Source organism: Desulfosporosinus fructosivorans, from assembly GCF_004766045.1.
In the GTDB taxonomy this organism is placed as follows: Bacteria; Bacillota; Desulfitobacteriia; order Desulfitobacteriales; family Desulfitobacteriaceae; genus Desulfosporosinus; species Desulfosporosinus fructosivorans.
The window spans coordinates 1-23996 of the sequence record NZ_SPQQ01000007.1 but is presented as its reverse complement, the minus strand read 5'-3'; the positions used below and the strand labels follow the sequence as shown (position 1 = coordinate 23996).

Below are 23996 nucleotides of genomic sequence, written 5' to 3'. Positions count from 1 at the left end.
GTAAAAAATACGACTAACCCTATGAAGTACCTTTTAATGAAAAGTACGTTTATGGACATACTTTTCACGATTAGGCAGAGGGATAGACGTACCACTTTTTTAGATAGGTAGGGATGATAACTAAGGTGGAATGGGTAAGGGTCTGGTTACTATTTTTAGGAAGAGTATAAATTTGATTAAGGGAGCGGATTTAATGGCTTGGGATGCGACGGTACTAAAAGATTGGCAGATTGCCGAAGAAGCCGAAAAGAACATGCCTACGGTTGAAGAATTGATCAAAACACTGTCACTAGAAAAAGATGAACTGATTCCTTATGGAAGAACACCAAAAGTAGACTTTTTGAAAATGATGAGTCGTCTCAAAGATAAACCAGATGGAAATTATATTGAAGTCACAGCGATTACCCCAACTCCATTAGGAGAGGGAAAAACAACGACGACCATAGGTCTCATCGAAGGACTTGCCAAGAGGGGCATGAATGCCGGCGGGGCAATTCGCCAACCGTCTGGTGGCCCAACTATGAATATTAAGGGAACCGCTGCTGGCGGCGGAAACGCTCTATTAATACCGATGACCGAGTTTTCTTTGGGACTTACTGGAGATATCAATGATATTATGAACGCCCACAACCTTTGTATGGTTGCCCTGAATGCTAGGATGCAGCATGAGGCTAACTATACGGACGAAGAGCTAGGTAAACGGGGTTTGACACGTTTGGATATAGACCCTAAAAATGTAGAAATGGGCTGGATTATTGACTTTGCAGCTCAAGGCTTGAGAAATATTATAATTGGTATCGGCGGTAAAAAAGACGGTTTCCAAATGACTTCGAAATTTGGGATTGCTGTTGGGTCAGAGTTAATGGCTATTTTGGCAATAGCCAAAGATCTTCCCGACTTAAGAGAGCGGATTGGAAATATTATTGTTGCCTATAGTAAAACAGGTAAGCCAGTTACGACCAAAGACTTAGAAGTTGACGGCGCAATGTGCGCATGGATGCGTAATACTATTAATCCAACAATTTGTTATACCGCTGAAGGTCAACCGGTGATGGTTCATGCTGGCCCCTTTGCCAACATCGCTATCGGGCAATCTTCAATTATTGCAGACCGCTTGGGCTTGAAGATGTTTGACTATCATGTTACAGAAAGTGGATTTGCAGCAGATATCGGCTTTGAGAAGTTCTGGAATGTTAAAGCTCGTTTGGGAGGCTTGAAACCAAATGTTTCAGTTCTCGTAGCAACAATCCGTGCCCTCAAGATGCATGGTGGTGGTCCTTCAGTGGTTCCTGGTCGTCCTCTACCTGAAGAGTACACGACTGAAAATCTGGAACTCGTGGAAAAAGGGTGCATTAACCTACTTCACAATCTGGGTATTATTAAGAAATCTGGGATTGTACCTGTTGTCTGTATCAACGGTTTCTATACGGATACACAAGCAGAAATTGATTTAATTAAGAAAATCGTCAAAGCTGCAGGAGCTCGCTGTGCCCACTCGGATCACTGGCTCAAGGGTGGAGACGGTGCTTTAGAATTGGCAGATGCCGTTATGGATGCTTGTAAAGAAGAGTCTAAATTCAAATGCCTTTATCCGTTGGAAATGCCTCTCCGGGAACGCGTTGAACTTATTGCCAAAGAAGTTTATGGAGCGGACGGCGTAGATTGGTCTCCTGAAGCCGAAGCTAAGGCTAAGAGATTTGAAGCGGATTCACATTATGCTGATTTCTCCACAATGATGGTCAAAACCCATTTAAGCCTATCTCATGATCCTACTTTAAAAGGAGTGCCGAAAGGCTGGAGACTTCCAATTCGTGACATCTTAGTGTATGGCGGAGCAAAGTTCCTTTGCCCAATGGCTGGAACCATCACTTTAATGCCTGGTACAGGTTCGGACCCTGCTTATAGAAGAATTGATGTTGATACTCAAACTGGTAAAGTTAGCGGATTGTTCTAGAACTGGATTTATAGTAGGGTCAATTATGAATTGGCCCTACTACGTTATTATCAGAAAGAGTTCGCAAGGCCTTGAGCAATCAGGCCTTTTCTTCGTTTCTGGATTTATTGTAGGGTAAATTTCGAGATATGTAGGGGCAATTCGTGAATTGTCCCACGTATGACGTTGTGTTTACATGGAGAGAATGTTAAGGTAATAAATGTTGGTAATTTAAAACGCAATGGAGACAGAACGAATGTTTATCGAATTGACAGTGGCTTTCATTTCTTCGCTCGCATTTGCAGTAGTTTTTAATGTTCCTGTACGTTACTTATTACTTGGCGCTTTGGCAGGTACATTTGGGTGGCTGATTTTCAGGTCTCTCGGAGGTACGAATACGGCAATTTTTTTTGCTTCTGTAGGAATTGGACTTTTGGCAGAAGGGGGAGCCCGTATGTTTCGCGTTCCTGTTTTGATCATCGCAGTGCCTGGGATTATTCCTTTGGTACCGGGGGCAGGCGCTTACTCTACGATGTTAGCTTTAGTCAAAGGCGATTTTATCGGGGCACTGACCATCGGGACGGAAACGTTGTTCGCCGCGGGCGCAATTGCAGTTGGAATTGCTTTAGCGACAGTTCCTTTGCGTTTGGTTCGGAAAGGGGGCGAGAGACATATACGAAAAACTGCGAACACACGTATTACCTCAATTAATTCCCCCAAACGCTAAAGTAATGGTGGCAGTCTCTGGTGGACCAGATTCAATAGCTTTAAGCCATATTCTTTGGCGATATGTACGAGAGGAACGGTTAAGAAACATTTCGTTGTTATTAACACATGTTCATCACGGGGTTCGAAAAGAGTCCGATAATGAAGTGCTCCTGGTTCAGGATATGGCCGCGAAGTGGGAGATTCCATGCATTGTGCATCGTTTTGACGCAAAAAAGTATGCCAAAACTATGGGACAATCGTTCCAAGAGGCGGCCCGAGAATGGCGTTACTCTCGTTGGAAAGAGGATATGCTTAAAGAGGAGTGCACCCTTCTTGCAACAGCCCACCACTTAGGTGACCAAGCAGAGACCATTCTCTATAGGCTACTGAGAGGGAGTGGATCTGCAGGATTAGCGGGAATATATCCCTGCAAGGACTCAATCATTCGCCCACTATTGATGTTTGGGAAAACGGATATCTTAAATTACTGTGCGCGAGAAGATCTGCCATATGCACTTGATCGTTCAAATGAAGAACCAGTTTATATTCGTAACCGAATTCGCCTTGAGTTGTTACCTGAATTAGAGAGAGGTTACAATCCTCGAATTCAGGAAGCACTTGGGCGTACGGGAGAACTTCTACGCTGGGATGAAGAATATTTGGCGCAGCAAGTGGAGGTAGCCTGGAAACAGCATCACATCAAAGACTCTATAGGTACCATCGGATTAAGTCGGGAAGTCTTCACTGAGTCTGCAGCGATTCTTTCTCGCTTATTACGAAAAGCCGCAATGCTGGTTACGGGAGAACGTAGAGGGTTAGGCTTTACATATGTCGCGAAAATCATGGGTTCAAAAGGAAAGCCTGGTTGGATGCAGGATTTACCGGGTATGACAGTTAAGATTACAGACGAGGGAATTTGGTTTAACTGTTATGCTGTACCTATACAGGTTTTGAATCTAGCCTTCCCGGAAATCGCTTTAGACATGGGTTGGACCGAAATCCCAAATTTTAAGCTGGATATCGGATTGTTTGAGGAATGGAATCTTGCCTCGACGAACGGAAATTCTGATAGATTTGGGAACCAGGTAGCGGTTTTTAGTCGGAAATTCTTAGGACAGTTTTCAGGTCAGTTGGTGTGTCGTACTCGGCGTCAAGGAGACAAAATGTGGTTGCAGGGTGTTGGTCATAAGTCTTTAAAAAAGGTTTTTCAAGAAGAAAAAGTTTCTAATAAAGTAAGAGATGGACTACCCTTGATTGCCCTCGGCGCCGAGGTATTATGGATTCCAGGTGTTCGCCAGAGTGGCTTGTGTCGGCCGGATCAGAGCACTGATAAGGTCTATTGTGTACTCAAATTGCAGACTGAGGGTTCTAATTTGAATTCATTGTAAAACCCAATACTGCATGGTATAATATGTGGAATTGCTTCTTAAAATGAAGCAGTTTGCTCACTAGAGAGGAGGACCATACTTGAAGTTCTTTAAAAATGCTGCAATCTATTTACTGATAATTCTAATGGCGATTGTGTTAATAAAATGGTCAACCCCTCCCGTTAATCAAGAGGTAGGGTTAGATTATAACGCTTTTAAAAGGGCTGTTGTTGAGGATCAAGTAAAAAACGTCGCGGCTGTAGTTGACGACAATACCATTAAGTATACAGTAACCATGAAAGATGATAAGACGCACGTGGTAGTAGGACTTGGGGACGATCCACAACTTACGGCGGATTTGTATGCCCACGGTCTTCCTTACAAAGTTGATCCACCTCCGAAACCTCAATGGTGGGTGGGATTACTTACTACAATGCTTCCCATACTCGTTATCGTCCTATTGTTCTTCTTTATGATGCAACAAAGCCAGGGTGGTGGCAATCGGGTGATGCAGTTTGGTAAAAGCAAGGCAAAACTTATCGGAGAAGATAAGAAAAAGGTGACATTCGCGGATGTTGCCGGTGCCGACGAGGTGAAAGAAGAGCTTCAGGAAGTGGTTGAATTCTTGAAGTTTCCAAAGAAATTTCAAGAATTAGGGGCCAAGATTCCTACAGGGGTTCTACTATTTGGACCTCCTGGAACAGGTAAGACCTTACTCGCCCGCGCTGTCTCTGGAGAAGCAGGCGTTCCATTTTTCAGCATCAGTGGGTCTGATTTTGTAGAAATGTTTGTTGGGGTCGGGGCTTCCCGGGTTCGAGATTTATTTGAACAAGCCAAGAAAAGTGCACCTTGCATCGTATTTATCGATGAAATCGATGCGGTTGGACGGCAACGGGGGGCTGGCTTAGGTGGTGGACACGATGAACGTGAGCAAACACTTAACCAACTTCTTGTGGAGATGGATGGATTTAACGGAAATGATGGAGTTATAATTATTGCCGCTACAAATAGGGCTGATGTTCTTGACCCAGCGCTTCTACGCCCAGGTCGTTTCGACAGGCAAGTAGTAGTTGATGTTCCGGACGTTAAAGGACGCGAAGAGATCCTAAAAGTGCATGTAAAAGGTATGCCGTTAGCAAAAGATGTCGATCTTGAAGTTCTTGCGCGACGCACCTCTGGTTTTACTGGCGCAGACTTGGCGAACTTAATTAATGAAGCAGCACTTCTTTCTGCTCGTCGAAGTGAAACTACGATTAGACAGCAGGCAATGGAAGATTCCATAGAACGGGTAATTGCAGGACCTGAGAAGAAGAGTAGGGTTATAAGTCCATTCGAAAAGAAACTCGTCTCTTATCACGAAGCTGGGCATGCCTTACTAGGAGAACTCCTCGTTCACACGGATCCATTACACAAGGTTTCAATTATTCCACGCGGTAGAGCTGGAGGATATACGCTTCTTCTTCCGAAAGAAGATCGTAATTATATGACTAAATCTCAGTTGATGGACCAGGTGGTCATGTTACTTGGCGGTCGAGTGTCTGAGGCCTTGGTGCTTCAAGAAATTAGTACTGGTGCCTCAAATGACCTAGAGCGAGCCACTGGGATAGTTCGTAAAATGATTACTGAGTTGGGCATGTCCGAGGCACTCGGTCCGATCACGTTCGGTCACAAGGAAGAACAAGTTTTCCTTGGTCGAGATATTTCACGTGACCGAAGTTATAGCGATGCTGTTGCTTATGAAATTGACAAAGAGGCGCGCAGGATCATCGATGAGTGTTACCTGAAGGCTCAAAACCTAATTAAGGAAAATATTGATAAACTGCATGCTATCGCGGAAGCTCTGATGGAAAAGGAAACACTAGATGTCACAAGCTTTGCCGCTTTAATGGCCCAATTTGATGTTGTAGTAGATGCTGGAGACGATACTGAGGTTTCGATAAGTCTAGAAAAGAACGTGGAAAGTTCGCCAGATATGGTAAAACCTAAAGATCAGCAAGATGTATAGGTAGAACTATAGCCGTAGAAGACGAATTCAATATAACTCCAATAATATCACCGATGGAAGTACAACCGATGGATGCATCTTAGCAAAGGGGCGAAATTAAAGGTGTCCACGTAGAAGGCACCTAGGTTTTGACTTAAAGGAGAGTTAAGGATGGAAAAAACATTTATTATGCTAAAACCGGACGCGGTTCAGCGAGGGTTGGTCGGAGAAATTATCGAGCGTTTTGAGAAAAAGGGCTTCAAGCTCGCTGGAATGAAGCTAATTCAAGTGGATCGAGCTTTGGCTGAAGCACATTATGCGGAACATCGAGGCAAAGGGTTCTTTGAGCCAACGGTCACTTACATTATGTCTTCACCGGTCGTTGCAATGGTATGGCAAGGGAAAAACGCAGTGGCATCGGCCCGACAAATAATGGGGTCAACCAAGCCAGTGGAAGCGAGTCCCGGGTCCATTCGTGGGATGTATGGGTTGGATGTCAGCCGTAATATTGTTCATGGCTCGGACTCGGTTACAAGCGCTGAACGTGAGATTGCACTTTATTTCAAACCCGGAGAGATTATAGACTATCCCAAAGTGGGCGATGAATGGTTGAGTGAATAAGAAATAGGGACGCCCGCAGGGGTGTCCTTTTTCCAAAGTAGACACTATGGAGGTGTGATATATGAAGTTGGCGAAAAGAGAGGGATCTCTACTTGGGTTGGCAGCAATTTTGCTAGGATTTCTTTTTGTTATTCTGCTTAAAACTCAGGGAGTTGCTGGCAGTATACTAACACAGCAAGAAACAGCTGTACCTAGTCTAATTCAATCTGAACAAGAGAATCAACAGCTTTCTGACGAAAATGCTAAGATACAACAGGAATTAGTAAAATATGCTCAGGGTCAGAGTGCCTCAGATTTGGCAAATCAACAGCTTCAAGAGGCTAAAATGAATGCTGGACTGATTGCTGTTACTGGTCCAGGTATACGGATTATACTGGATGATTCGAAGAACATTGCTAAAGAGGTAAATGAGAATAATTATATTCATGAACAATACATTACCGCAATCTTGAACGCTCTATGGAATGGGGGCGCGGAGGCTATTGCGGTCAATGATCAGCGAGTAACGACAAATACAGAGGTATTCTGTGCCGGATCGTATATTCAAATTAATGGGTCTCGCCAAATGCCTCCTTATGTGATTCAGGCCATCGGAGAAACAAGTCATTTTTCGTCTGCACTAGACTTCTATGTCTGGCATCGACTTGCCGATCTCCAAAAACAATATGGAATTACCCGTACACTCGAGGTCTTGGATAAGGTTGTAATTCCGGCAGGCAGACTACGAGATTATCAGTATTCAGAACCCGTTAAGGAGGGGACATGATGCAACATTGGAAAAGGACCTTAGCGCTACCTGTCACCCTTGTGGCGATTGCCCTCGGCTTTCTGATATCCCTTCAGGCTCAAACCCAAAAGAATGTCTCGGCAGCAGAGCAAATTGGTGCAGAGCGTATGACCCAAATGAGATCTGTGCTGTCAAATTCTCAGACCCAAAATACCCAACTCCAAAAAGATAATCGCGTCTTAGTAGAACAATTGGAGAAGGCGCGGAAGAAGGTTGGAACGGATCCTGCATTGCTTGCTGAACTGGTTCAATTGCAAATGCTCGAAGGGACGCAAGCAGTAGAGGGTCCTGGGATTCAAGTTAGCATTGACGACCGTAAGGCTCCTTTTCCGCTTGCGCCAGATGACATTGCTAGGTTGATTAACACTTTGAAGTATGCCGGTGCTGAGGCAATCAGCATTAACGGCCAACGCGTCGTTAGCTCGACGGCCATTGTGCTAAGCGGAAGTTCGATCTTCTTAGCGAACACGGTGCCCATAAACCGTGTAGAGGGAATCCCTTTTGAACTGAATGCGATTGGGGATCAAGCAACTCTCTTGGATTATTTTTCTCAATTAGAGGCTACTGTGCTAAAGCAAAACGGTTCGACTGTGAGCATTGCGAGAAAAACAGTGCGTATCCCATCCTACAAGAAAGCGTATGTGTTTAAACATGCGAAACCGTTGATTCCTTAAATATTCTAAGATGTTGAAAATTCTCTATTACGTGCAGGAATTACCCTTTTTCTATCGAAATCTTACTATTATGATCATTGTGGAAATGTTCGAATACCGTGGCGATGACATGGGATGCATGGGCTCGTTTGATGAGTGAAGTTGGCCCTGGGAGAATCCCAGGGCTTTTGCTCTAGTTGGGAGTGGGACAATATTTTACATTCAATGACTCGCGTTAACCAGCTCTTAGAACATGAAGATTATATTTCCTATATGGAAAAGATCGACGGGTTGGAGAAGGAACGTCGTTTTTGCAAGCATGGTTTTGAACATGGATTAAATGTTGCCCGCATTGCTTATGCGTATTTGCTGGAAAAAGGAGAGTTGCTTCTCTCCAAGGAAAGCATATATGCAGCGGCTTTCCTTCATGATATTGGGCGTTGGGTAGAATACGAAACGGGTGAAGATCACGCGGTGGCAAGCGCAAGATTGGCGCTCCCCTTGCTTGAAGTGTGTCGATTTAATTCGGACGATATTCAAGTGATCTTAAACGGAATTCTTGAACATCGTCGGCATCCAGAGGACAATTTGACCACTTTAGGAGAGGCGTTGGCCTTAGCTGACGATTGGGCAAGGGATTGCCGTCATTGTTCCTTACAGGACCTATGTTATAAATATAACCAGACCATGAATCAGGTCATGTATTAAGGGAGGATAAGGCAATGCAAATGTATGGTATGCGCTGGGTTAGTCTAGATAATTTGGAAGAAGCAAAAATAGCTTTGGCCCAAATTGGCTCCGATCCTGGAGGAATTGCGCATATGGCTGGAAAGGCTTTAGGGCGTGCGATTAAATTAGAACAAGTACCGTTATGGGTAGCCCATATCTTGAAACAAGAGATGTTGTCAGTAGGCGGGGATGCAGCTGTACATAGGAATGTTATTATCAATAAAGTAGAGGCCACGGATGTTATGTTGCTCGGCACAGTACGACAACTCGGGCAACTTTCCAGCAAAATATTAGCCCAACCATTCGGGCTAAAGAAGGTAGGGCACGACCTCAAGCAGTTGTTGGCTGCCTTAGAACCTTCGAAAACACGTATTTTGAAATGTCGAGGTACAGAACTAAAGCTTGGAGAGCGTACCCTGATCATGGGAATCTTGAATTTGACACCGGATTCATTCTCTGATGGGGGTAAGTACTATTCTATTGAAAATGCCATTGCTCAAGCTAAACGCATGATTGAAGAAGGCGTAGATATTATAGACATTGGGGCTGAGTCAACGCGACCTCAGCATGAGGTCGTAAGTGCCGAAGAGGAATGGCGACGCATAGAACCTGTACTCAAGACTCTATTAGAGCAGGTTGCGACCCCGGTTTCGATTGATACCTATAAGGCGAGCGTAGCAAATAGAGCGCTCGATGCGGGGGCGCATATGATTAATGATATCTGGGGGATGCAAAGAGACCCAGATATGGCCAGGGTTGTCGGAGAATACCAGGTTCCTGTGATCGTAATGCATAATCAAGAAGGCACAAATTATCACCATCTCATGGGAGATATGTTGGCCTTTCTAAGGAAAAGCATCGAATTAGCAGAAGAACATGGCTTATCTGGAGATCAAATTATTGTTGACCCGGGGATTGGATTTGGGAAAACAACGGAACAGAATCTTGAGGTTATGGCTCGTTTGGCAGAATTTAGAACACTTGGACATCCGGTACTCCTGGGAACTTCTCGCAAATCTATGATTGGAAAAACCTTGAATCTTTCGGTGGACGAGCGGTTAGAAGGTACCCTTGCCACGAGCATTCTAGGGGTTGTCGCGGGCGTAGATATAATACGTGTCCACGATGTTCAAGCAAATTGCAGGGCAGTGCAAATGGCCGATGCCATTGTGCGGATGCAGAGAGGCGGTCACTATGTTGGGGCATGACGTTATTCATCTTCGTGGACTGGAATTTTATGCGTACCATGGGGCATTGCCCGAGGAACAAGTTTTAGGACAAAGATTTTTGATCGATATGGACCTTTTCTCAGATCTGAGCCAGGCAGGGTCTTCGGATCGAGTCGAAGATACGATCCATTATGGAGAGGTGTATCAAGTCATCAAGACCTGTGTTACAGGAGAGCGCCACCAGTTGGTGGAACGTTTGGCAGAGGATATTGCGCAACGTGTGTTGAGGCAGTTTTCCTGTACGTCTGTCAGGGTTGAAGTGCATAAACCCCAAGCCCCGATTCCCGGGATTTTCAGAGATGTTTCGGTGGAGATTTGGCGGACAGCAGGAGATAGGGTATGAGAGCTTTTTTGGGGTTGGGTAGTAATTTAGGAGACCGAGCACATTATCTAGAAGAGGCAATCTCTGCCTTGGCGGGTCCCTTAATAAAGGTTGAGGCTACTTCCCGCATTTATGAAACAGAACCTTGGGGTTTAATGGACCAGCCCTTGTACTGGAATCTGGTCATTGAGGTTGAAACATCACTTGAGCCCTTGGAACTCCTTCACGTTTGTCAGGCAGTTGAACATCAACTTGGACGCGAACGTCTGGTACATTGGGGTCCACGAACGATTGACATTGACCTGCTTATTTATGATAATACAGTTAGTGAATCTAAAGAATTAATCTTGCCTCATCCTTATCTAGAAGAACGGGCATTTGTACTTGCCCCTTTACGAGAGCTAGCCCCAGAACTTGTATTGCCATCAGGAAGATCCATTGCGGAGGTATCAGGAGAAGGAAAGGTGCACCCACTTAGCATTTGAGATGTATTGCCCTAGCTTCAGATATTGGGATAAGGCTTAGTGCCCAACACCTAATTAACCAGACAATATCGAAAGAGTTGTACTGTACTGTTCTAGGTGGCTGACTAATTTATGGCAGATACAAAAATCGAATAGACCTTAAGTGAATACAGAAATAATTGCCGCTTGGATCTAAATGACCGAGACGGAGGGTTAGACAAAAACACCTTCACTCTCAGTTAAGGTGTTTTTTATTTTCAAGTAAACAAATTTGAAGACTAGTTCGCAAACTGCACGAGCTATGTCTCTTAGTCATAGCTACCACGATGAACAAGCTAGAAGAAGCGTAGGAGCAATTCAGGAAATTGCCCTGCCCCTACGAGAGAATGGAAAGCGGAATCGCGTTGGAGCAGCGTCAAGACTGAGAATTAATAGAGTAAGGAGGGACGAGATGAAATTCGGGATTATTGGAGCCGGAATTGTAGGAACGGCCCTAGCCGTGCGATTAGTCGAAGTGGGGCATGAGTGTATAGGGGTTCACACCCGAAGTCGTCTCTCATATGAACGGTTTCGTAGTTATTTAAATATAGGCCACCTTCCTTTAGAAGAGCTTGTTCCCGCAGTGGATATTTTATTTATTACAACACAGGATGGTATGATTCGAACGGTGGCTGAGAATTTGACAAATGTCCTTGTAAAACCGGGACAAGTGTGGATACACTGTTCTGGATCACTCCCTTCAGAGATATTACGGGTCAAGGAGAGTGAATCCATACAGTGCTTATCGCTGCATCCCCTTCAGGCCTTTGCAAGTGTGGAGAAGGCGTTGACTATCCTTTCGGGAACACATTTTGGGATCGAAGGAGACAACGAGGAACTTGGAGAGGGCATCGTCAAGGATTTGGGCGGAATTCCACATCACATCTTGGCGGAAAAGAAGACGCTCTATCATGCAGGGGCAGTTGTAGCTTCTAATTATTTGGTGGTTCTTGCTTCTTTAGCAGTAGAACTTTTTGCTGAAGCAGGGATTTGTGGGGAGGAAGCTCTGGCATCCTTGTTGCCGCTAATGAGAGGGTCACTTTATAATTTAGAACAGGTAGGACTACCCCAAGCTTTGACTGGGCCGGTTGCACGTGGAGATGTGCAAGTTGTCCGAGGCCACTTAGACCACTTGCCGCCGAAACTGGTAGAGATTTATCAGTGCTTAGGGTCAAAAGCGTTAGAGTTAGCTGAAAATAAGAAGAATCTACAGGGATTGAGCTATCCACAGGATGAATTAAACGCGTTAAAGCTTTTGCTAAAACCGAAGTGATGGTTGATTATGGGTAATGGCTTATGCGTAGGAGCGTAGCGTGTCGAAAAGCCTAAGCAAACATAGTAATGCGCAATACTTAAACATTAATTAAAGTTTGAAGTTCGAGCCTCGAACCTCGACTTAAAGAAAGGTAGAGAGCGATTTGAAGAGAGCAACGCATATTTCTGAGCTACGTGAAATAATTGCCTTGGAGAAAAAACGTGGACGGGTTATTGCCCTTGTCCCTACTATGGGTTATTTGCATAGGGGACATCTGTCATTAGTAGAGCGGGCCAAAAAAACTGGAGCCTTCGTCGTATTGAGCATTTTTGTAAATCCCTTACAATTTGGTCCAAATGAAGACTATGCAAGTTACCCTAGGGACTTGGAGCGAGATGCCAACTTGGTAGAAGTTGCAGGGGTAGATGTACTTTTTCATCCAAGTTCTGAGGAAATGTATCCTCGTCCGATGGTCACTTATGTTGAGGTGGGTCAATTGGATTCGGTGCTCTGTGGAGCAAAGCGTCCTGGACATTTTCGAGGAGTGGCAACGATTGTAAGTAAGTTGTTTCATATTGTTCAACCCGACTTGGCCTTTTTTGGACAGAAGGATTATCAACAATATTTGGTCATCCGGCGCATGGTGAGCGATCTGAATCTTCCAATTGAGATATGTTCTGTCTCCATTGCTCGCGAGGAAGATGGGTTGGCTCTAAGCTCACGCAATGTCTTTTTGACTTTAGAACAGCGGCTTGAAGCTAAGATTTTGTCCCAGAGTCTTAACGAGGCGGAGGCATGCTTGCAAGCGGGAGAACGATCAGCTCGGAAAATTGAAAATCAGTTGCGGGAGAAAATCTCACGTCATTGCCAGGGGATAATTGACTATGTGGAAGTTCGAGATGCGGGAGACTTATCTGAAGTAACCACTATTGAGCGCCCGGTGCTTATCGCTCTAGCGGTTAAGTTCGGATCAACGCGTCTGATCGATAATAAAGTGGTGGAGGTTGATCGCCATGTTTAGAACAATGATGAAATCTAAAATTCATAAAGCGACCGTGACTGAGGCTAATCTTCAATATGTAGGAAGTATAACGATTGACACTGCGCTGCTGGAAGCTGCCGATATCTTGCCGAATGAGAAGGTTCAGGTCGTGAACAACAACAATGGGGCAAGGCTGGAAACTTATGTTATTCCCGGAGAACGCAACTCAGGGGTTATTTGCTTAAATGGTGCAGCTGCTCGTCAGGTGCAAGTCGGCGACCAAGTCATTATTATTTCATATGCAATGCTAACGGATGAAGTAGCCCATCAGTATAACCCTAAAGTAGTTTTTGTCAATGATGCGAACATTAGAACAAAAATTGCTTCAGAAGAACTCCATGGACAAAAATCTTGACAAGGTGAGTCGAAATGACTAGTATTTAGAAAAGATTCTGTTATGTTATGAAGGAGATGGCAGTCTATGGATCATGGAAAGAGGATGAACGAGGACTTGTTTCAGACTTTAGCTGAGGAGATAGAAGTACTGAAAAAAGAACGTAAAGCAATTATCATAGCTCACTATTATCAAAGACCTGAGATTCAGGATATAGCAGATTTTGTGGGGGACTCCCTGCAACTAAGTCAACAAGCAGCCAAAACAGATGCTGAAGTCATTGTGTTTTGCGGTGTTCATTTCATGGCGGAAAGTGCAGCTATTCTTTCACCAGATAAGATTGTGATATTACCCGATGCTAACGCGGGCTGCCCCATGGCGGACATGGTGGATGCCGAGGGCTTGAGAGCTTATAAAAAAAGAGTTCCCGGAGTTCAGGTGGTCTGCTACGTAAATACATCTGCTGAAGTCAAAGCGGAGAGCGATATTTGCTGTACCTCCTCCAACGCGGTAAAAGTATTACAGTCTCTAAAGGGAGAAGATATCCTATTTATCCCTGACGAAAATCTTGGTCGTTACGCTGCAAATATCCTTGACCGTCCAATTCAGCTATGGCCTGGGTACTGTAAAACGCATGACCGATTGACGAAGGAAGACATTCTTAAGGCCAGAGAAGAACATCCGTTAGCTAAAGTTATTGTGCACCCAGAATGTCGAGAGGATGTTTGCCAGGAGGCAGACTATATAGGTTCAACGGCTGGCTTAATTGCATATGCTCAGAACTCTGAGAAACGAGAGTTTATTGTGGGGACGGAGTCTGGAATTTTACACCGTCTCCATCAGGCTTGCCCAGGTAAAGAATTCTATCTCGCTTCGGAACGCTTGGTTTGCCCGAATATGAAACTAACAACGTTAGACAAAGTAAGAGATGCACTTATTGCTCTCTCTCCCCGTATTACGGTGCAAGAAGAAATACGAGTTAAAGCAAAAGCAGCACTAGATCGAATGCTGGCTTTGTAAGCAGCAAAAAAGCAGGGGATGGGCATATTGAGACGTTATTTATTTTCTTGGTCCAAATCTGAGGTGAAGGTCTTTGACTCAGACGTACTTGTGTTGGGAAGCGGAATTGCTGGATTGTATACGGCGATCAAGGCGAGTCAACACTTTCAGGTAACTGTTCTTACGAAGAAGAAGATTGAAGAAAGTAATACCGAGCATGCTCAGGGTGGCATTGCGGTAGCCATTGATGAAGCAGACTCCCCGGCACTGCACCTTGAGGACACGTTGCGGGCAGGTGCTGGGCTTTGCGATCCTTTGACAGTAAGGATTCTGGTAGAAGAGGGGCCTCCATGTGTGGAAGAACTCATGGGCATGGGTGCTCAGTTCGACCGGCAGAACGGGGCGCTTGCCTTCACGCGTGAAGGCGCGCATAGCCAGCGGAGAGTACTGCACGCTCAGGGAGATGCCACGGGTTGGGAAATCGAACGAGCTTTAGTTGCCAAAGTGAAGGAAAGCCCCAATGTCACCGCCTTTGAAGGGCGTTTTGTGGTTGATCTATTAGAGAACGATCAACGGGATATTGTAGGTGCCCTAGTTCTAAACGAGGAAACTGGGGAACTCGAAGGACATTTAGCCAATGCAGTGGTTCTGGCAACTGGGGGAGTAGGGCAAGTGTATCGTTTTACGACCAATCCTAGTGTTGCCACAGGGGATGGAATGGCTATAGCCTTGCGTGCTGGGGCAGACTTGATGGACATGGAATTTGTACAATTTCATCCTACGGCATTGTTAATTCCTAATGCACCCCGTTTTCTCATATCGGAAGCAGTGCGTGGAGAAGGCGCACATTTAATTAACGCCGCAGGGCTACGTTTTATGGAAAGTGTACCGGGTAAAGAGCTTGCTTCACGTGATATTGTGGCTCGGAAAATCTGGCAGGAGATGAATAGAGGTCCCGTTTACTTGGATTTTCGGCCTATTGGTAAAGAACGAATCCTCGAGAGATTCCCGAGTATTTATCAAACTTGTGTGAATTACGGGGTGGATGTTTTAACCACGCCTTTGCCAGTGGCTCCAGCTGCCCATTATATGATGGGTGGGGTTGCGACAAACTCATTTGGAGAAACAAGCCTTCCTCACCTTTATGCTGCAGGGGAATGCGCTTGTAATGGAGTTCATGGCGCAAATCGATTAGCGAGTAACTCCTTGCTGGATGGATTAGTTTTTGGGGCACGCATCGTAGAGAAAATGGGGGATAAGATTGAGGGGAAACGGCCTTCCTGGGAAGAGGTCCTTTGTCCTAATGGCGCTCTAAGTGTACCCAGAACTGAAATGAATGGATTTGTAAAACAATCAAACGACCGAGGTTTGCGGAATCAAATCCAAGATTTAATGTGGAACAGTGTTGGAATTTTACGAGATGAAGTGGGTCTTGAGAAGGCCACCGAGCTATTGATGGCTTGGGAGAGTGACGACCTGTCCATGCACTGTGTGGATGATTTTGAAACAGCCAACATGTTAGCGGTTGGGGGAGTCATTGCCCAAGCCGCAAAAGACCGTTTGGAAAGTCGTGGTGCGCACAATCGAACAGACTATCCATTGAAGATTGACGAACCCTGGCAGAAGCACTCTCTGCAATGTAAGGAGGGATTTTATGTTCGCTACATTCCAGTTTCAGGAGATGATTGATCAAGGGCTGAAGGAAGATATCGGGACAGGGGATCTCAGCTCCGGGATTTTGCCAATAGACTTAACAGGGGTGGCAAAACTTTACGCCAAACAAAAAGGGATGGTCGCTGGTTTGTGGCTTGTTGAGCAGGTTTTTCAGAGAGTGAATCCTCTGATTCAGGTCCACAGGTTGCTCAAAGATGGGGATGAAGTAAATGTCGGAGGGGTTGTGCTCGAGCTAATCGGTCCTTTAAGCAGTATTTTGCAAGGGGAGCGGACGGCTTTGAACTTTTTACAACATCTATCAGGAATCGCCACAGCCACTAAACGAGCGGTCGATCAAGTCGCAGGGCTCTCGGTTAGCATTGTAGATACTCGAAAGACCCTCCCTGGATGGCGTACTTTACAGAAATATGCTGTTAGAGTCGGTGGTGGAAAGAACCATCGATTTGGACTTTATGATGCAGTAATGTTAAAGGATAATCATCTTTCAGCCATGGGTGGTTTAACGGAAGCTGTGCTACGGGTCAAGGATCAAGTAGGACATATGACTAAGATCGAAGTTGAGTGTGAGACGATCGACCAGGTGAAGGAAGCAATAAGCTGTGGTGTCGATGTGATTATGCTCGACAATATGGGTTTAGAAGAAATGCGGGAAGCGGTACTCTACATTGATAAGCGAGCAATCGTTGAAGCTTCGGGGGGGATGGGGGAAGAACGTCTCCGTGAAGTGGCTGAGACGGGGGTCGACCTGATCTCGATTGGTGCTTTAACCCATTCGGTCCAAGCTCTAGACTTTAGTCTTGATCTCGGCGACATTAAAGCTTCAACAAGGGCGAATTGGGAAAGAGGAATCTAAATGTTACGTCATCAAATCCTTGATTTTCTTGCCCAGCACCCTGAAAAATATGTGTCTGGCGAAAGGATAAGTCAACAATTGAATGTCACTCGGGCAGCTATTTGGAAACAGATTCAGGTTTTGAAAGAAGAAGGATTTGAAATTGAGGGACAGTCTAAAAATGGATATTGCCTATTGAAAACTCCTTTTGCCTTGAATGAGTGGGTTTTAAAGAGGGCTTTAAGCACGTCCTCGTTGGGGAGCAAGATAACCCTTGAGGATGAGTTGAAATCAACAAATGTTCGAGCAAAAGAGCTTGCCAGGCAGGGTAGCGTTCATGGTCAAGTTGTCTTAGCAAGGCTCCAGAGCTCAGGGCGAGGGCGGCTACAGCGGCCGTGGGATTCTCCTCGAGGTGGACTTTGGATGTCCGTGGTACTATGCCCAAATCTGTCCTTAGCGGACGCCTCGAAATTGACCCTCGCTGCAAGTGTCGCGATTGTCGATGCATTGGAAGAACTCTTTTCTCTTCGTATTGGAATCAAGTGGCCGAATGACCTTGTTTTCAATGGCTTGAAAATCGCCGGAATTCTCGGAGAAGTGGTAGGGGAATGGAATACCGTTCAAACAATTATCTTAGGGATGGGGATAAATGTAAATTTTTCTCGTGAACAATTAAGTCCTTTATTAAACGCAACGACTCTTTTTGAAATTCTAGGGTATGAAGTAGATCTCAATATTTTGGCCGCTGGGATTTTGAAGCATTTAGAAAAACAGGTACTATCCCTTGAAAAGAGGGCCTTCGAGGAGTTAAGGGAGAATTGGTCGGATAGAGCTACTGGTTTGGGTGAGGAAGTTAGAATTCTTCGAGGAGAACAAGTAATTCAGGGTATCTTTAAGGGGATCACCATCGATGGAGCCCTACTTCTTGAAACGAACGATGGAGAAAAAAGTTTTTCGGCAGGAGAAGTACAACTACGTTCCAAAGCGGGTAAGTATTTTTAAGTAGCTTTTGAATGATTAAACGATAAATGAAAAGGTTTTTGTATACTTGAAGGACTGTTATTGTAAGTTGCTAAGTTCTATTGTAAACTTTGAACATATTACTGGTTTACAATAGAAGGGGGACTTATTATGAAAACTAAAAAATTAGCTATGACGTCCGTAATTGCAGCCCTAATGTGTTTGGCAGGAATGTTACTTCACTGGTCACCTGGTTTGGTTCCGTTTAGTGTGTTGCCTGTTTTTGTCTTGATGTCTGGCATTATTCTTGGCGCAGAGTATGCAGCTATGGCCATGTTGGTGTATCTGGTATTAGGGCTCTTTGGACTGCCCGTCTTCTCAGCCGCTCCGTTTGGAGGAATAGGTTACATCCTCAAGCCCACCTTTGGTTTCCTTTTGGGCAATGTGGCTGCAGCGTATGTTGTGGGGAAGGTGTATGGTGAAGGCAGCTTGCTGCGGGCAATTCTCGGCGTATTGGCGGGAATTGTCGCCTTGTACCTATTCGGGCTAAGTTATCTTTATATAATGTTAAACTGGGTGTTGCACCGTCCGACAAGTGTCGCTGGTGTTATGATGATCGGTTTCGTTCCCTTTATCTTGGGGGATCTAATTAAGGCAGGAATTGCCGTCTGGGTCGGCCAGGAAGTGGTTCGTCGGCGTAAAGCCGCCTAATAGGGAGCTCACTTAGTCAAAAGGAGCGTTAGTATGATTCTTTTATTTGATGTTGGGAATACAAATATTGTGTTGGGGGTATATGATCAGAGGGTTCTGACCCACCATTGGAGGGTATCCACAGATAAATCTCGAACATTGGATGAATATGCGGTCGTTATTAAAAATTTATTCGATTTTAGCGGTTTAACGTTTCAAGAAATCAGCGCAGTTGTTATTTCCTCAGTAGTTCCGCCGGTGATGCCAACTTTAGAAGCCCTTGTCCGAAAGTACTTTGGAGTAGAACCTCTTGTTGTGGGCCCGGGCGTAAAAACAGGGATGCCTATTATATATGACAACCCTAGAGAGGTTGGGGCTGACCGCATTGTGAATGCCGTGGCGGCCTATGCTAAATACGGAGGACCGCTTATTATTGTAGATTTTGGGACGGCAACAACGTTCTGCGTGGTATCGAAACGCGGAGAATACTTGGGCGGGGCTATTGCTCCGGGAATCGGAATTTCGACAGAAGCGCTGTTTCTGAGGGCGTCAAAGTTACCTCGTATTGAAGTAGTGAAGCCAACATCTGTTATTGCAAAAAATACGGTAGCCGGCATGCAATCTGGGATCTATTATGGTTTCACGGGTCAAGTGGACGGAATTGTCAAACGAATGAAAGAAGAATTGGGACCAGAAACTAAAGTGATTGCAACGGGTGGATTAGCTAAATTGATCTCTCAAGAATCGGAAACGATTGAGACAGTAGATCCATTTTTAACACTTGAGGGACTATTGTTGATCTATGAACGTAACCAAAAATTGTAATATGAGGAATTAGACATGAAGTTAGGACACTATGAACTTGGAGTTCCGGTATTTTTAGCGCCTTTAGCTGGGGTGACGGATAAGGCTTTTCGAGAAACGGTCTGTGCTGTGGGTGGAGAGTATGTTTGGACTGAAATGATCAGTGATAAGGCATTGACTTATCAAAACTCAAGAACTTTGGATATGTTGGATTTGCGTGGGGAAGCGGAACCGAGGATCGTGCAAATTTTTGGTTCAGACCCCGAAACAATGGCTCGTGCAGCTCAACTAGCTATAGATTGTAGTGCCAATGTCATTGATATCAACATGGGATGTCCTGCTCCGAAAATTGTCAAGAATGGAGAAGGATCGGCACTGCTAAAGGATCTTTCTCGCGCTCAGGCTATCGCTTCAGCTGTTGTGAAAGCGGTTAATGTACCCGTTACAGTTAAAATTCGTCTTGGATGGAACGACGATGAAATCGTGGCCATTGAACTAGCGAAAAGTCTCGAGTCAGTAGGTGTTCAAATGCTTACGGTTCATGCGCGAACCCGTGAACAATTTTACTCAGGACATGCCGATTGGGAATGGATTGGTCGAGTGAAAAAGGAAGTAAGTATTCCAGTCATTGGGAACGGGGATATTTTCAATCCAGAAGATGCTGGCAGGCTGATCGAACAAACGGGATGTGACGGAGTTATGATTGGACGCGGTGCTCTCGGAAACCCATGGCTCATTCCGCGTACACAACATTTCTTAAAATATGGAATCTTAATGTCAGCACCACCCATGGAAGAGCGCATGGAGGTTGCTTTGCAGCACTTCGATCGAATATTGCGTTATAAGGGTGAGCGAATCGGTCTTAATGAAATGCGGAAACACGCAGTGTGGTATATAAAAGGTGTTAAGAAGGCAGCCCAACTGCGCGATGAGATTATGCATTCGGAATCAGCGGAAGAAATGCGGTCAGTTCTTAGTCGAATCTTAGAAGGTATTGAATAGTTTGTGTTGAAAAAAGAAAAAATATGCTAGTATTCCTTGTCAAAGAAGAAGGGCAGCATCCTTGACAATATTTTGCAAGGTCCTTATAATAACGAGTAATGTAATTGGGAATCTTTCAAGGAGTTTCTAGATTACAGGGAGTACCAGCTTTAGAGTAGCGTGGCATCACAAAACGAGCAATGCGGGCTAAAGAAAACTTGGATAACACCAAGCCTTCAAGCGACGGCGGTAGTCCTAGTTTCACCTATGCTTCCAGAAAGTATATAAACGTCAGTTTATGCTTCTGACTAGTATTAAGAGAACTTGGCTAACACCAGGCCTTCAGGCGACGGCGGTAGTCTTAGTTGCACTTATGTTTCAGAAGGTAGGTAAACGTCAGTTTATACTTTCTGACTAGTACGAGAAAAGGGAGCGAGAAAAATATGGCTGAAAAAGAAGTCATTCTAACTTTAGAAGGTCTCAAAAAACTTGAAGAAGAGTTGGAACTATCTAAAACTGTGAAGCGGCGGGAAGTTGCCGGACGCATTAAGCAGGCCATTGACTTTGGAGATATTAGTGAAAACTCAGAGTACGATGATGCCAAGAACGATCAGGCCTTTATCGAAGGACGAATTATAACTCTTGAAAAAATGCTTAGGAATGCACGAGTTATTGATGAAGTTGAAGGAACAGATATCGTGGCATTAGGCGCAAAAATTCGACTGAAGGACCTGGACTTTGGGGATGAAGAAGAGTACTTCATAGTTGGTTCTGCAGAGGCCGATCCTGGCACCAATAAAATTTCCAATGAATCGCCAGTCGGAAGAGCGGTTCTAGGACAGCCCAAAGGAGCTATCGTTGAGGTTAATGTTCCTGCAGGTATATTGCACTATCAGATTTTAAATATCAAGTAAGGACTGTTGATCTGAAGGACTGCTTATAAAGTAATAAGACGAAATACGGTAAGAAAATTAGATTGTTCGAAGGGCAGTATTTCTGGAAAACAGGATGCTGCGCTTTGTTTTTTATGTAATTGTGAGACTCTCACTTCTCAAGTAGAATCGTACCGTACCCTGCTTCGGAGGAGGTAGACTCCCTAGATCAATTCTCTCTTCTTGTTTAGTAGTGTATAATTTCGGTAAAATTGATAAGATAAGAATAAATGATGGAGGAATTAAGAATGGATAATACTAACGATCTTTGGCGCATTCGGGTAGAAAAGCTTGAGTTGTTACGCCAAGCCAATGTTGAACCCTATGCTGATCGCTATGTTCGCACGCATAAAACACTTGAGATTTTGGAGCGTTTCGAAGAGTTAGAAGGTCAGGAAGTTAGTGTTGCAGGGCGGATCATGAGCAAGCGTGATCAAGGAAAAGTAATCTTTACACATGTTCAGGATTTCAGTGGACGTATCCAGATTTATATCCGAATGGATGAATTAGGGCAGACAATGTTTGATTTAATTACGAAATTTGACGTGGGCGACATTGTTGGAGTAGAAGGAAAAGTTTTTCGTACAAAAAGAGGAGAAATATCCATTCATGCACGAAATTTAACATTACTTTCTAAAGCGATGCGACCGCTTCCTGAAAAGTTCCATGGTTTGACGAATGTAGAAACCCGATATCGCCAAAGGTATCTGGATTTGGTCATGAATCCGGATGTTCGTCAAGTGTTTGTAACACGGAGCAAAATCATACGGGTTATGAGAGAATTCCTAGAGGAACGGGAATTTTTAGAAGTGGAGACACCGACACTTCATACAATTCCAGGGGGAGCGGCAGCACGCCCGTTCAGCACCCATCACAACGCTCTTGATATCGATCTTTATCTGCGGATTGCCCTCGAGCTCCCCTTAAAACGTCTTATTGTTGGCGGCTTTGAGAAGGTATTTGAAATTGGTCGGACTTTCCGAAATGAGGGAATCTCGATCAAGCATAATCCAGAGTTTACAATGATGGAGCTCTATCAAGCTTACGCGAATTTCGAAGATATTATGGAATTAACAGAAGAAATGATTGCCCATATAGTACATAAAGTACACGGCACCTTAGAGATAAATTATCAGGGACAAAACCTTCATTTTCAAACTCCTTGGCGCCGTCTTACAATGTTAGATGGTATATTAGAGTATTCAGGAGTAGACTTTCGGAGTATCAAAACAGACGAGCAAGCGTATCAAGCTGCTCAAGAGAAAGGCCTTCATGTTGAAGCGGATGCAACACGTGGAAAAATTATAAATGAGTTTTTCGAAGAGTTTGTTGAACCGAATTTGATACAACCTACGTTTATTACTGGACATCCCGTAGAAATTTCTCCATTAGCTAAGCGTAATGCTGATCAGCCAGAATATACTGATCGCTTTGAAGCTTTTATATTTGGGCGTGAGCTTGCCAATGCATTTTCGGAGTTAAACGATCCTATTGATCAACGGCAACGATTTGAAGCACAGGCCTCTGAACGCGCTAAAGGGGATGATGAGGCTCATTTGATGGATGAAGACTTTGTCCAGGCCTTAGAATACGGGTTACCGCCTACGGGAGGACTTGGAATTGGGATCGATCGTTTGGTTATGTTCTTAACGGATTCTGCGTCGATTCGGGACGTTATTCTTTTTCCGACGATGCGCCCCAGAGATGAAACAGTTCAAGACGAAGATGAAGGCGCAGAAGAGTGATATAGAAAAAAAGATGGAGTAAACAAGAGCTGGCTCATGAGTGACCAGCTCTTGTTTACTTCCTGAAAGTATAAACTTGGGTCTGTATACTATCTGGAGTATTCCTTATCACCATCACAGGCCTTGCCAATCTTTGGCCGTGCTACTTAACCCTAAACCTTGAGTCCCTGGTCATCATCTTAAGCTTGGCACTCCCCAGTTATCGTTATGGGAGGGAAGTGGTGATCGTTATTCAGGTGAATATTATTGTATTTATTGGGTAAACGAAGGATGATGGAGATAAACTACTCCTAAAACCTTAAATCAAGTATATTGACTTATAATAGTGCTTGAATAGAAGAGCTAAATCGTGGTATAGTACTATTTGTTCGTTCGACATAATAACGATCGAATGAGTGTTGCAATTGGGATCATAAAAAAGGAAGAAACGGAGTAAGTTAGTATTGACAACGTAAGTTGAAAATGCTAAGATGTTGCTCTGGCCCAAGTGGAACAATGGTCTTTGAAAACTAAACAACAAGGACAGCCAATGAGAGAAACTCTAAGGAGTTTCAAAAAAACAATGAGCGAATCATCTTCTTCAATAGAGAAGTGAAATAACTTTTTTTGGAGAGTTTGATCCTGGCTCAGGACGAACGCTGGCGGCGTGCCTAACACATGCAAGTCGAACGGAGAATTTCAAGAAGCTTGCTTTGAGAAATTTTTAGTGGCGGACGGGTGAGTAACGCGTGGGTAACCTACCCATAAACCCGGGACAACCCTTGGAAACGAGGGCTAATACCGGATAATCTTAGAGATTGGCATCAGTCTTTAAGGAAAGGTGGCCTCTGTATATGCTACCGATTATGGATGGACCCGCGTCTGATTAGCTAGTTGGTGGGGTAAAGGCCTACCAAGGCGACGATCAGTAGC

23 protein-coding genes and 1 rRNA gene are annotated in these 23996 nt (G+C 44.5%); all 24 read left to right on the top strand.

The genetic code is table 11. From position 1 onward, the window contains the following. Positions 1-193: 193 nt before the first annotated feature. Positions 194-1954, top strand: coding sequence for a formate--tetrahydrofolate ligase (locus tag E4K67_RS18610; RefSeq protein WP_135549916.1), 1761 nt, complete (start codon positions 194-196; stop codon positions 1952-1954). A gap of 235 nt (positions 1955-2189) precedes the next feature. Next, positions 2190-2660 (top strand): threonine/serine exporter family protein, encoded by a 471-nt coding sequence (locus E4K67_RS18605; RefSeq protein WP_206752214.1) that lies wholly within the window; start codon positions 2190-2192, stop codon positions 2658-2660. Then, positions 2605-4029, top strand: coding sequence for a tRNA lysidine(34) synthetase TilS (tilS, locus tag E4K67_RS18600; RefSeq protein WP_135549453.1), 1425 nt, complete (start codon positions 2605-2607; stop codon positions 4027-4029). The genes E4K67_RS18605 and tilS overlap by 56 nt, the downstream gene beginning before the upstream one ends. A 79-nt stretch (positions 4030-4108) precedes the next feature. Next, positions 4109-6013, top strand: coding sequence for an ATP-dependent zinc metalloprotease FtsH (ftsH, locus tag E4K67_RS18595; RefSeq protein WP_135549451.1), 1905 nt, complete (start codon positions 4109-4111; stop codon positions 6011-6013). 150 nt (positions 6014-6163) lie between these two features. After that, entirely contained in the window at positions 6164-6613 is a 450-nt protein-coding gene (ndk, locus tag E4K67_RS18590; RefSeq protein ID WP_135549448.1) for a nucleoside-diphosphate kinase, read from the top strand. 61 nt (positions 6614-6674) lie between these two features. Then, complete coding sequence (locus E4K67_RS18585; protein WP_135549446.1) at positions 6675-7379, top strand: DUF881 domain-containing protein; 705 nt, start codon at positions 6675-6677, stop codon at positions 7377-7379. Next, positions 7379-8074 carry a DUF881 domain-containing protein gene (locus E4K67_RS18580; protein ID WP_135549914.1) on the top strand — a complete coding sequence of 232 codons (696 nt, stop codon included), beginning with the start codon at positions 7379-7381 and terminating at the stop codon, positions 8072-8074. Before E4K67_RS18585 ends, E4K67_RS18580 begins: the two co-directional genes overlap by 1 nt. Before the next feature lie 204 nt (positions 8075-8278). Further along, positions 8279-8761 carry an HD domain-containing protein gene (locus E4K67_RS18575; protein WP_199242592.1) on the top strand — a complete coding sequence of 161 codons (483 nt, stop codon included), beginning with the start codon at positions 8279-8281 and terminating at the stop codon, positions 8759-8761. A gap of 14 nt (positions 8762-8775) precedes the next feature. Then, complete coding sequence (gene folP, locus E4K67_RS18570; RefSeq protein ID WP_135549443.1) at positions 8776-9990, top strand: dihydropteroate synthase; 1215 nt, start codon at positions 8776-8778, stop codon at positions 9988-9990. After that, positions 9977-10354 (top strand): dihydroneopterin aldolase, encoded by a 378-nt coding sequence (gene folB / locus E4K67_RS18565; protein WP_135549440.1) that lies wholly within the window; start codon positions 9977-9979, stop codon positions 10352-10354. The genes folP and folB overlap by 14 nt, the downstream gene beginning before the upstream one ends. Then, a complete protein-coding gene (gene folK, locus E4K67_RS18560; protein ID WP_135549437.1) occupies positions 10351-10818 on the top strand; it encodes a 2-amino-4-hydroxy-6-hydroxymethyldihydropteridine diphosphokinase in 468 nt (155 codons plus the stop codon). The genes folB and folK overlap by 4 nt, the downstream gene beginning before the upstream one ends. Before the next feature lie 280 nt (positions 10819-11098). Then, positions 11099-12109, top strand: coding sequence for a Rossmann-like and DUF2520 domain-containing protein (locus E4K67_RS18555; RefSeq protein ID WP_420841567.1), 1011 nt, complete (start codon positions 11099-11101; stop codon positions 12107-12109). A 145-nt stretch (positions 12110-12254) separates the two neighbouring features. Further along, entirely contained in the window at positions 12255-13112 is an 858-nt protein-coding gene (gene panC, locus E4K67_RS18550; RefSeq protein WP_135549432.1) for a pantoate--beta-alanine ligase, read from the top strand. Beyond that, a complete protein-coding gene (gene panD, locus E4K67_RS18545; protein ID WP_135549430.1) occupies positions 13105-13488 on the top strand; it encodes an aspartate 1-decarboxylase in 384 nt (127 codons plus the stop codon). The genes panC and panD overlap by 8 nt, the downstream gene beginning before the upstream one ends. 66 nt (positions 13489-13554) lie before the next feature. Continuing rightward, entirely contained in the window at positions 13555-14487 is a 933-nt protein-coding gene (gene nadA, locus E4K67_RS18540) for a quinolinate synthase NadA (protein ID WP_135549428.1), read from the top strand. 18 nt (positions 14488-14505) lie between these two features. After that, the gene (gene nadB / locus E4K67_RS18535) at positions 14506-16155 is read left to right on the top strand and encodes an L-aspartate oxidase (protein WP_199242591.1); all 1650 of its coding nucleotides are present in this window, start codon (positions 14506-14508) and stop codon (positions 16153-16155) included. Next, positions 16121-16993 carry a carboxylating nicotinate-nucleotide diphosphorylase gene (gene nadC, locus E4K67_RS18530; RefSeq protein WP_135549424.1) on the top strand — a complete coding sequence of 291 codons (873 nt, stop codon included), beginning with the start codon at positions 16121-16123 and terminating at the stop codon, positions 16991-16993. The genes nadB and nadC overlap by 35 nt, the downstream gene beginning before the upstream one ends. After that, entirely contained in the window at positions 16994-17974 is a 981-nt protein-coding gene (locus E4K67_RS18525) for a biotin--[acetyl-CoA-carboxylase] ligase (protein WP_135549422.1), read from the top strand. It begins immediately after the preceding gene. A 129-nt stretch (positions 17975-18103) separates the two neighbouring features. Further along, positions 18104-18643 (top strand): biotin transporter BioY, encoded by a 540-nt coding sequence (locus tag E4K67_RS18520; protein WP_135549420.1) that lies wholly within the window; start codon positions 18104-18106, stop codon positions 18641-18643. A 33-nt stretch (positions 18644-18676) separates the two neighbouring features. Continuing rightward, entirely contained in the window at positions 18677-19447 is a 771-nt protein-coding gene (locus E4K67_RS18515) for a type III pantothenate kinase (RefSeq protein WP_135549418.1), read from the top strand. Positions 19448-19462: 15 nt separating this feature from the next. Continuing rightward, entirely contained in the window at positions 19463-20428 is a 966-nt protein-coding gene (gene dusB, locus E4K67_RS18510) for a tRNA dihydrouridine synthase DusB (RefSeq protein WP_135549415.1), read from the top strand. A gap of 422 nt (positions 20429-20850) precedes the next feature. Beyond that, on the top strand, positions 20851-21321 hold the full coding sequence (greA, locus tag E4K67_RS18505) for a transcription elongation factor GreA (RefSeq protein WP_135549413.1): 471 nt from the start codon (positions 20851-20853) through the stop codon (positions 21319-21321). Between the two features lie 266 nt (positions 21322-21587). Beyond that, positions 21588-23084 (top strand): lysine--tRNA ligase, encoded by a 1497-nt coding sequence (lysS, locus tag E4K67_RS18500; protein WP_135549411.1) that lies wholly within the window; start codon positions 21588-21590, stop codon positions 23082-23084. Positions 23085-23687: 603 nt separating this feature from the next. Further along, positions 23688-23996: ribosomal RNA gene (locus E4K67_RS18495) — 16S ribosomal RNA — on the top strand; the annotation flags it as partial.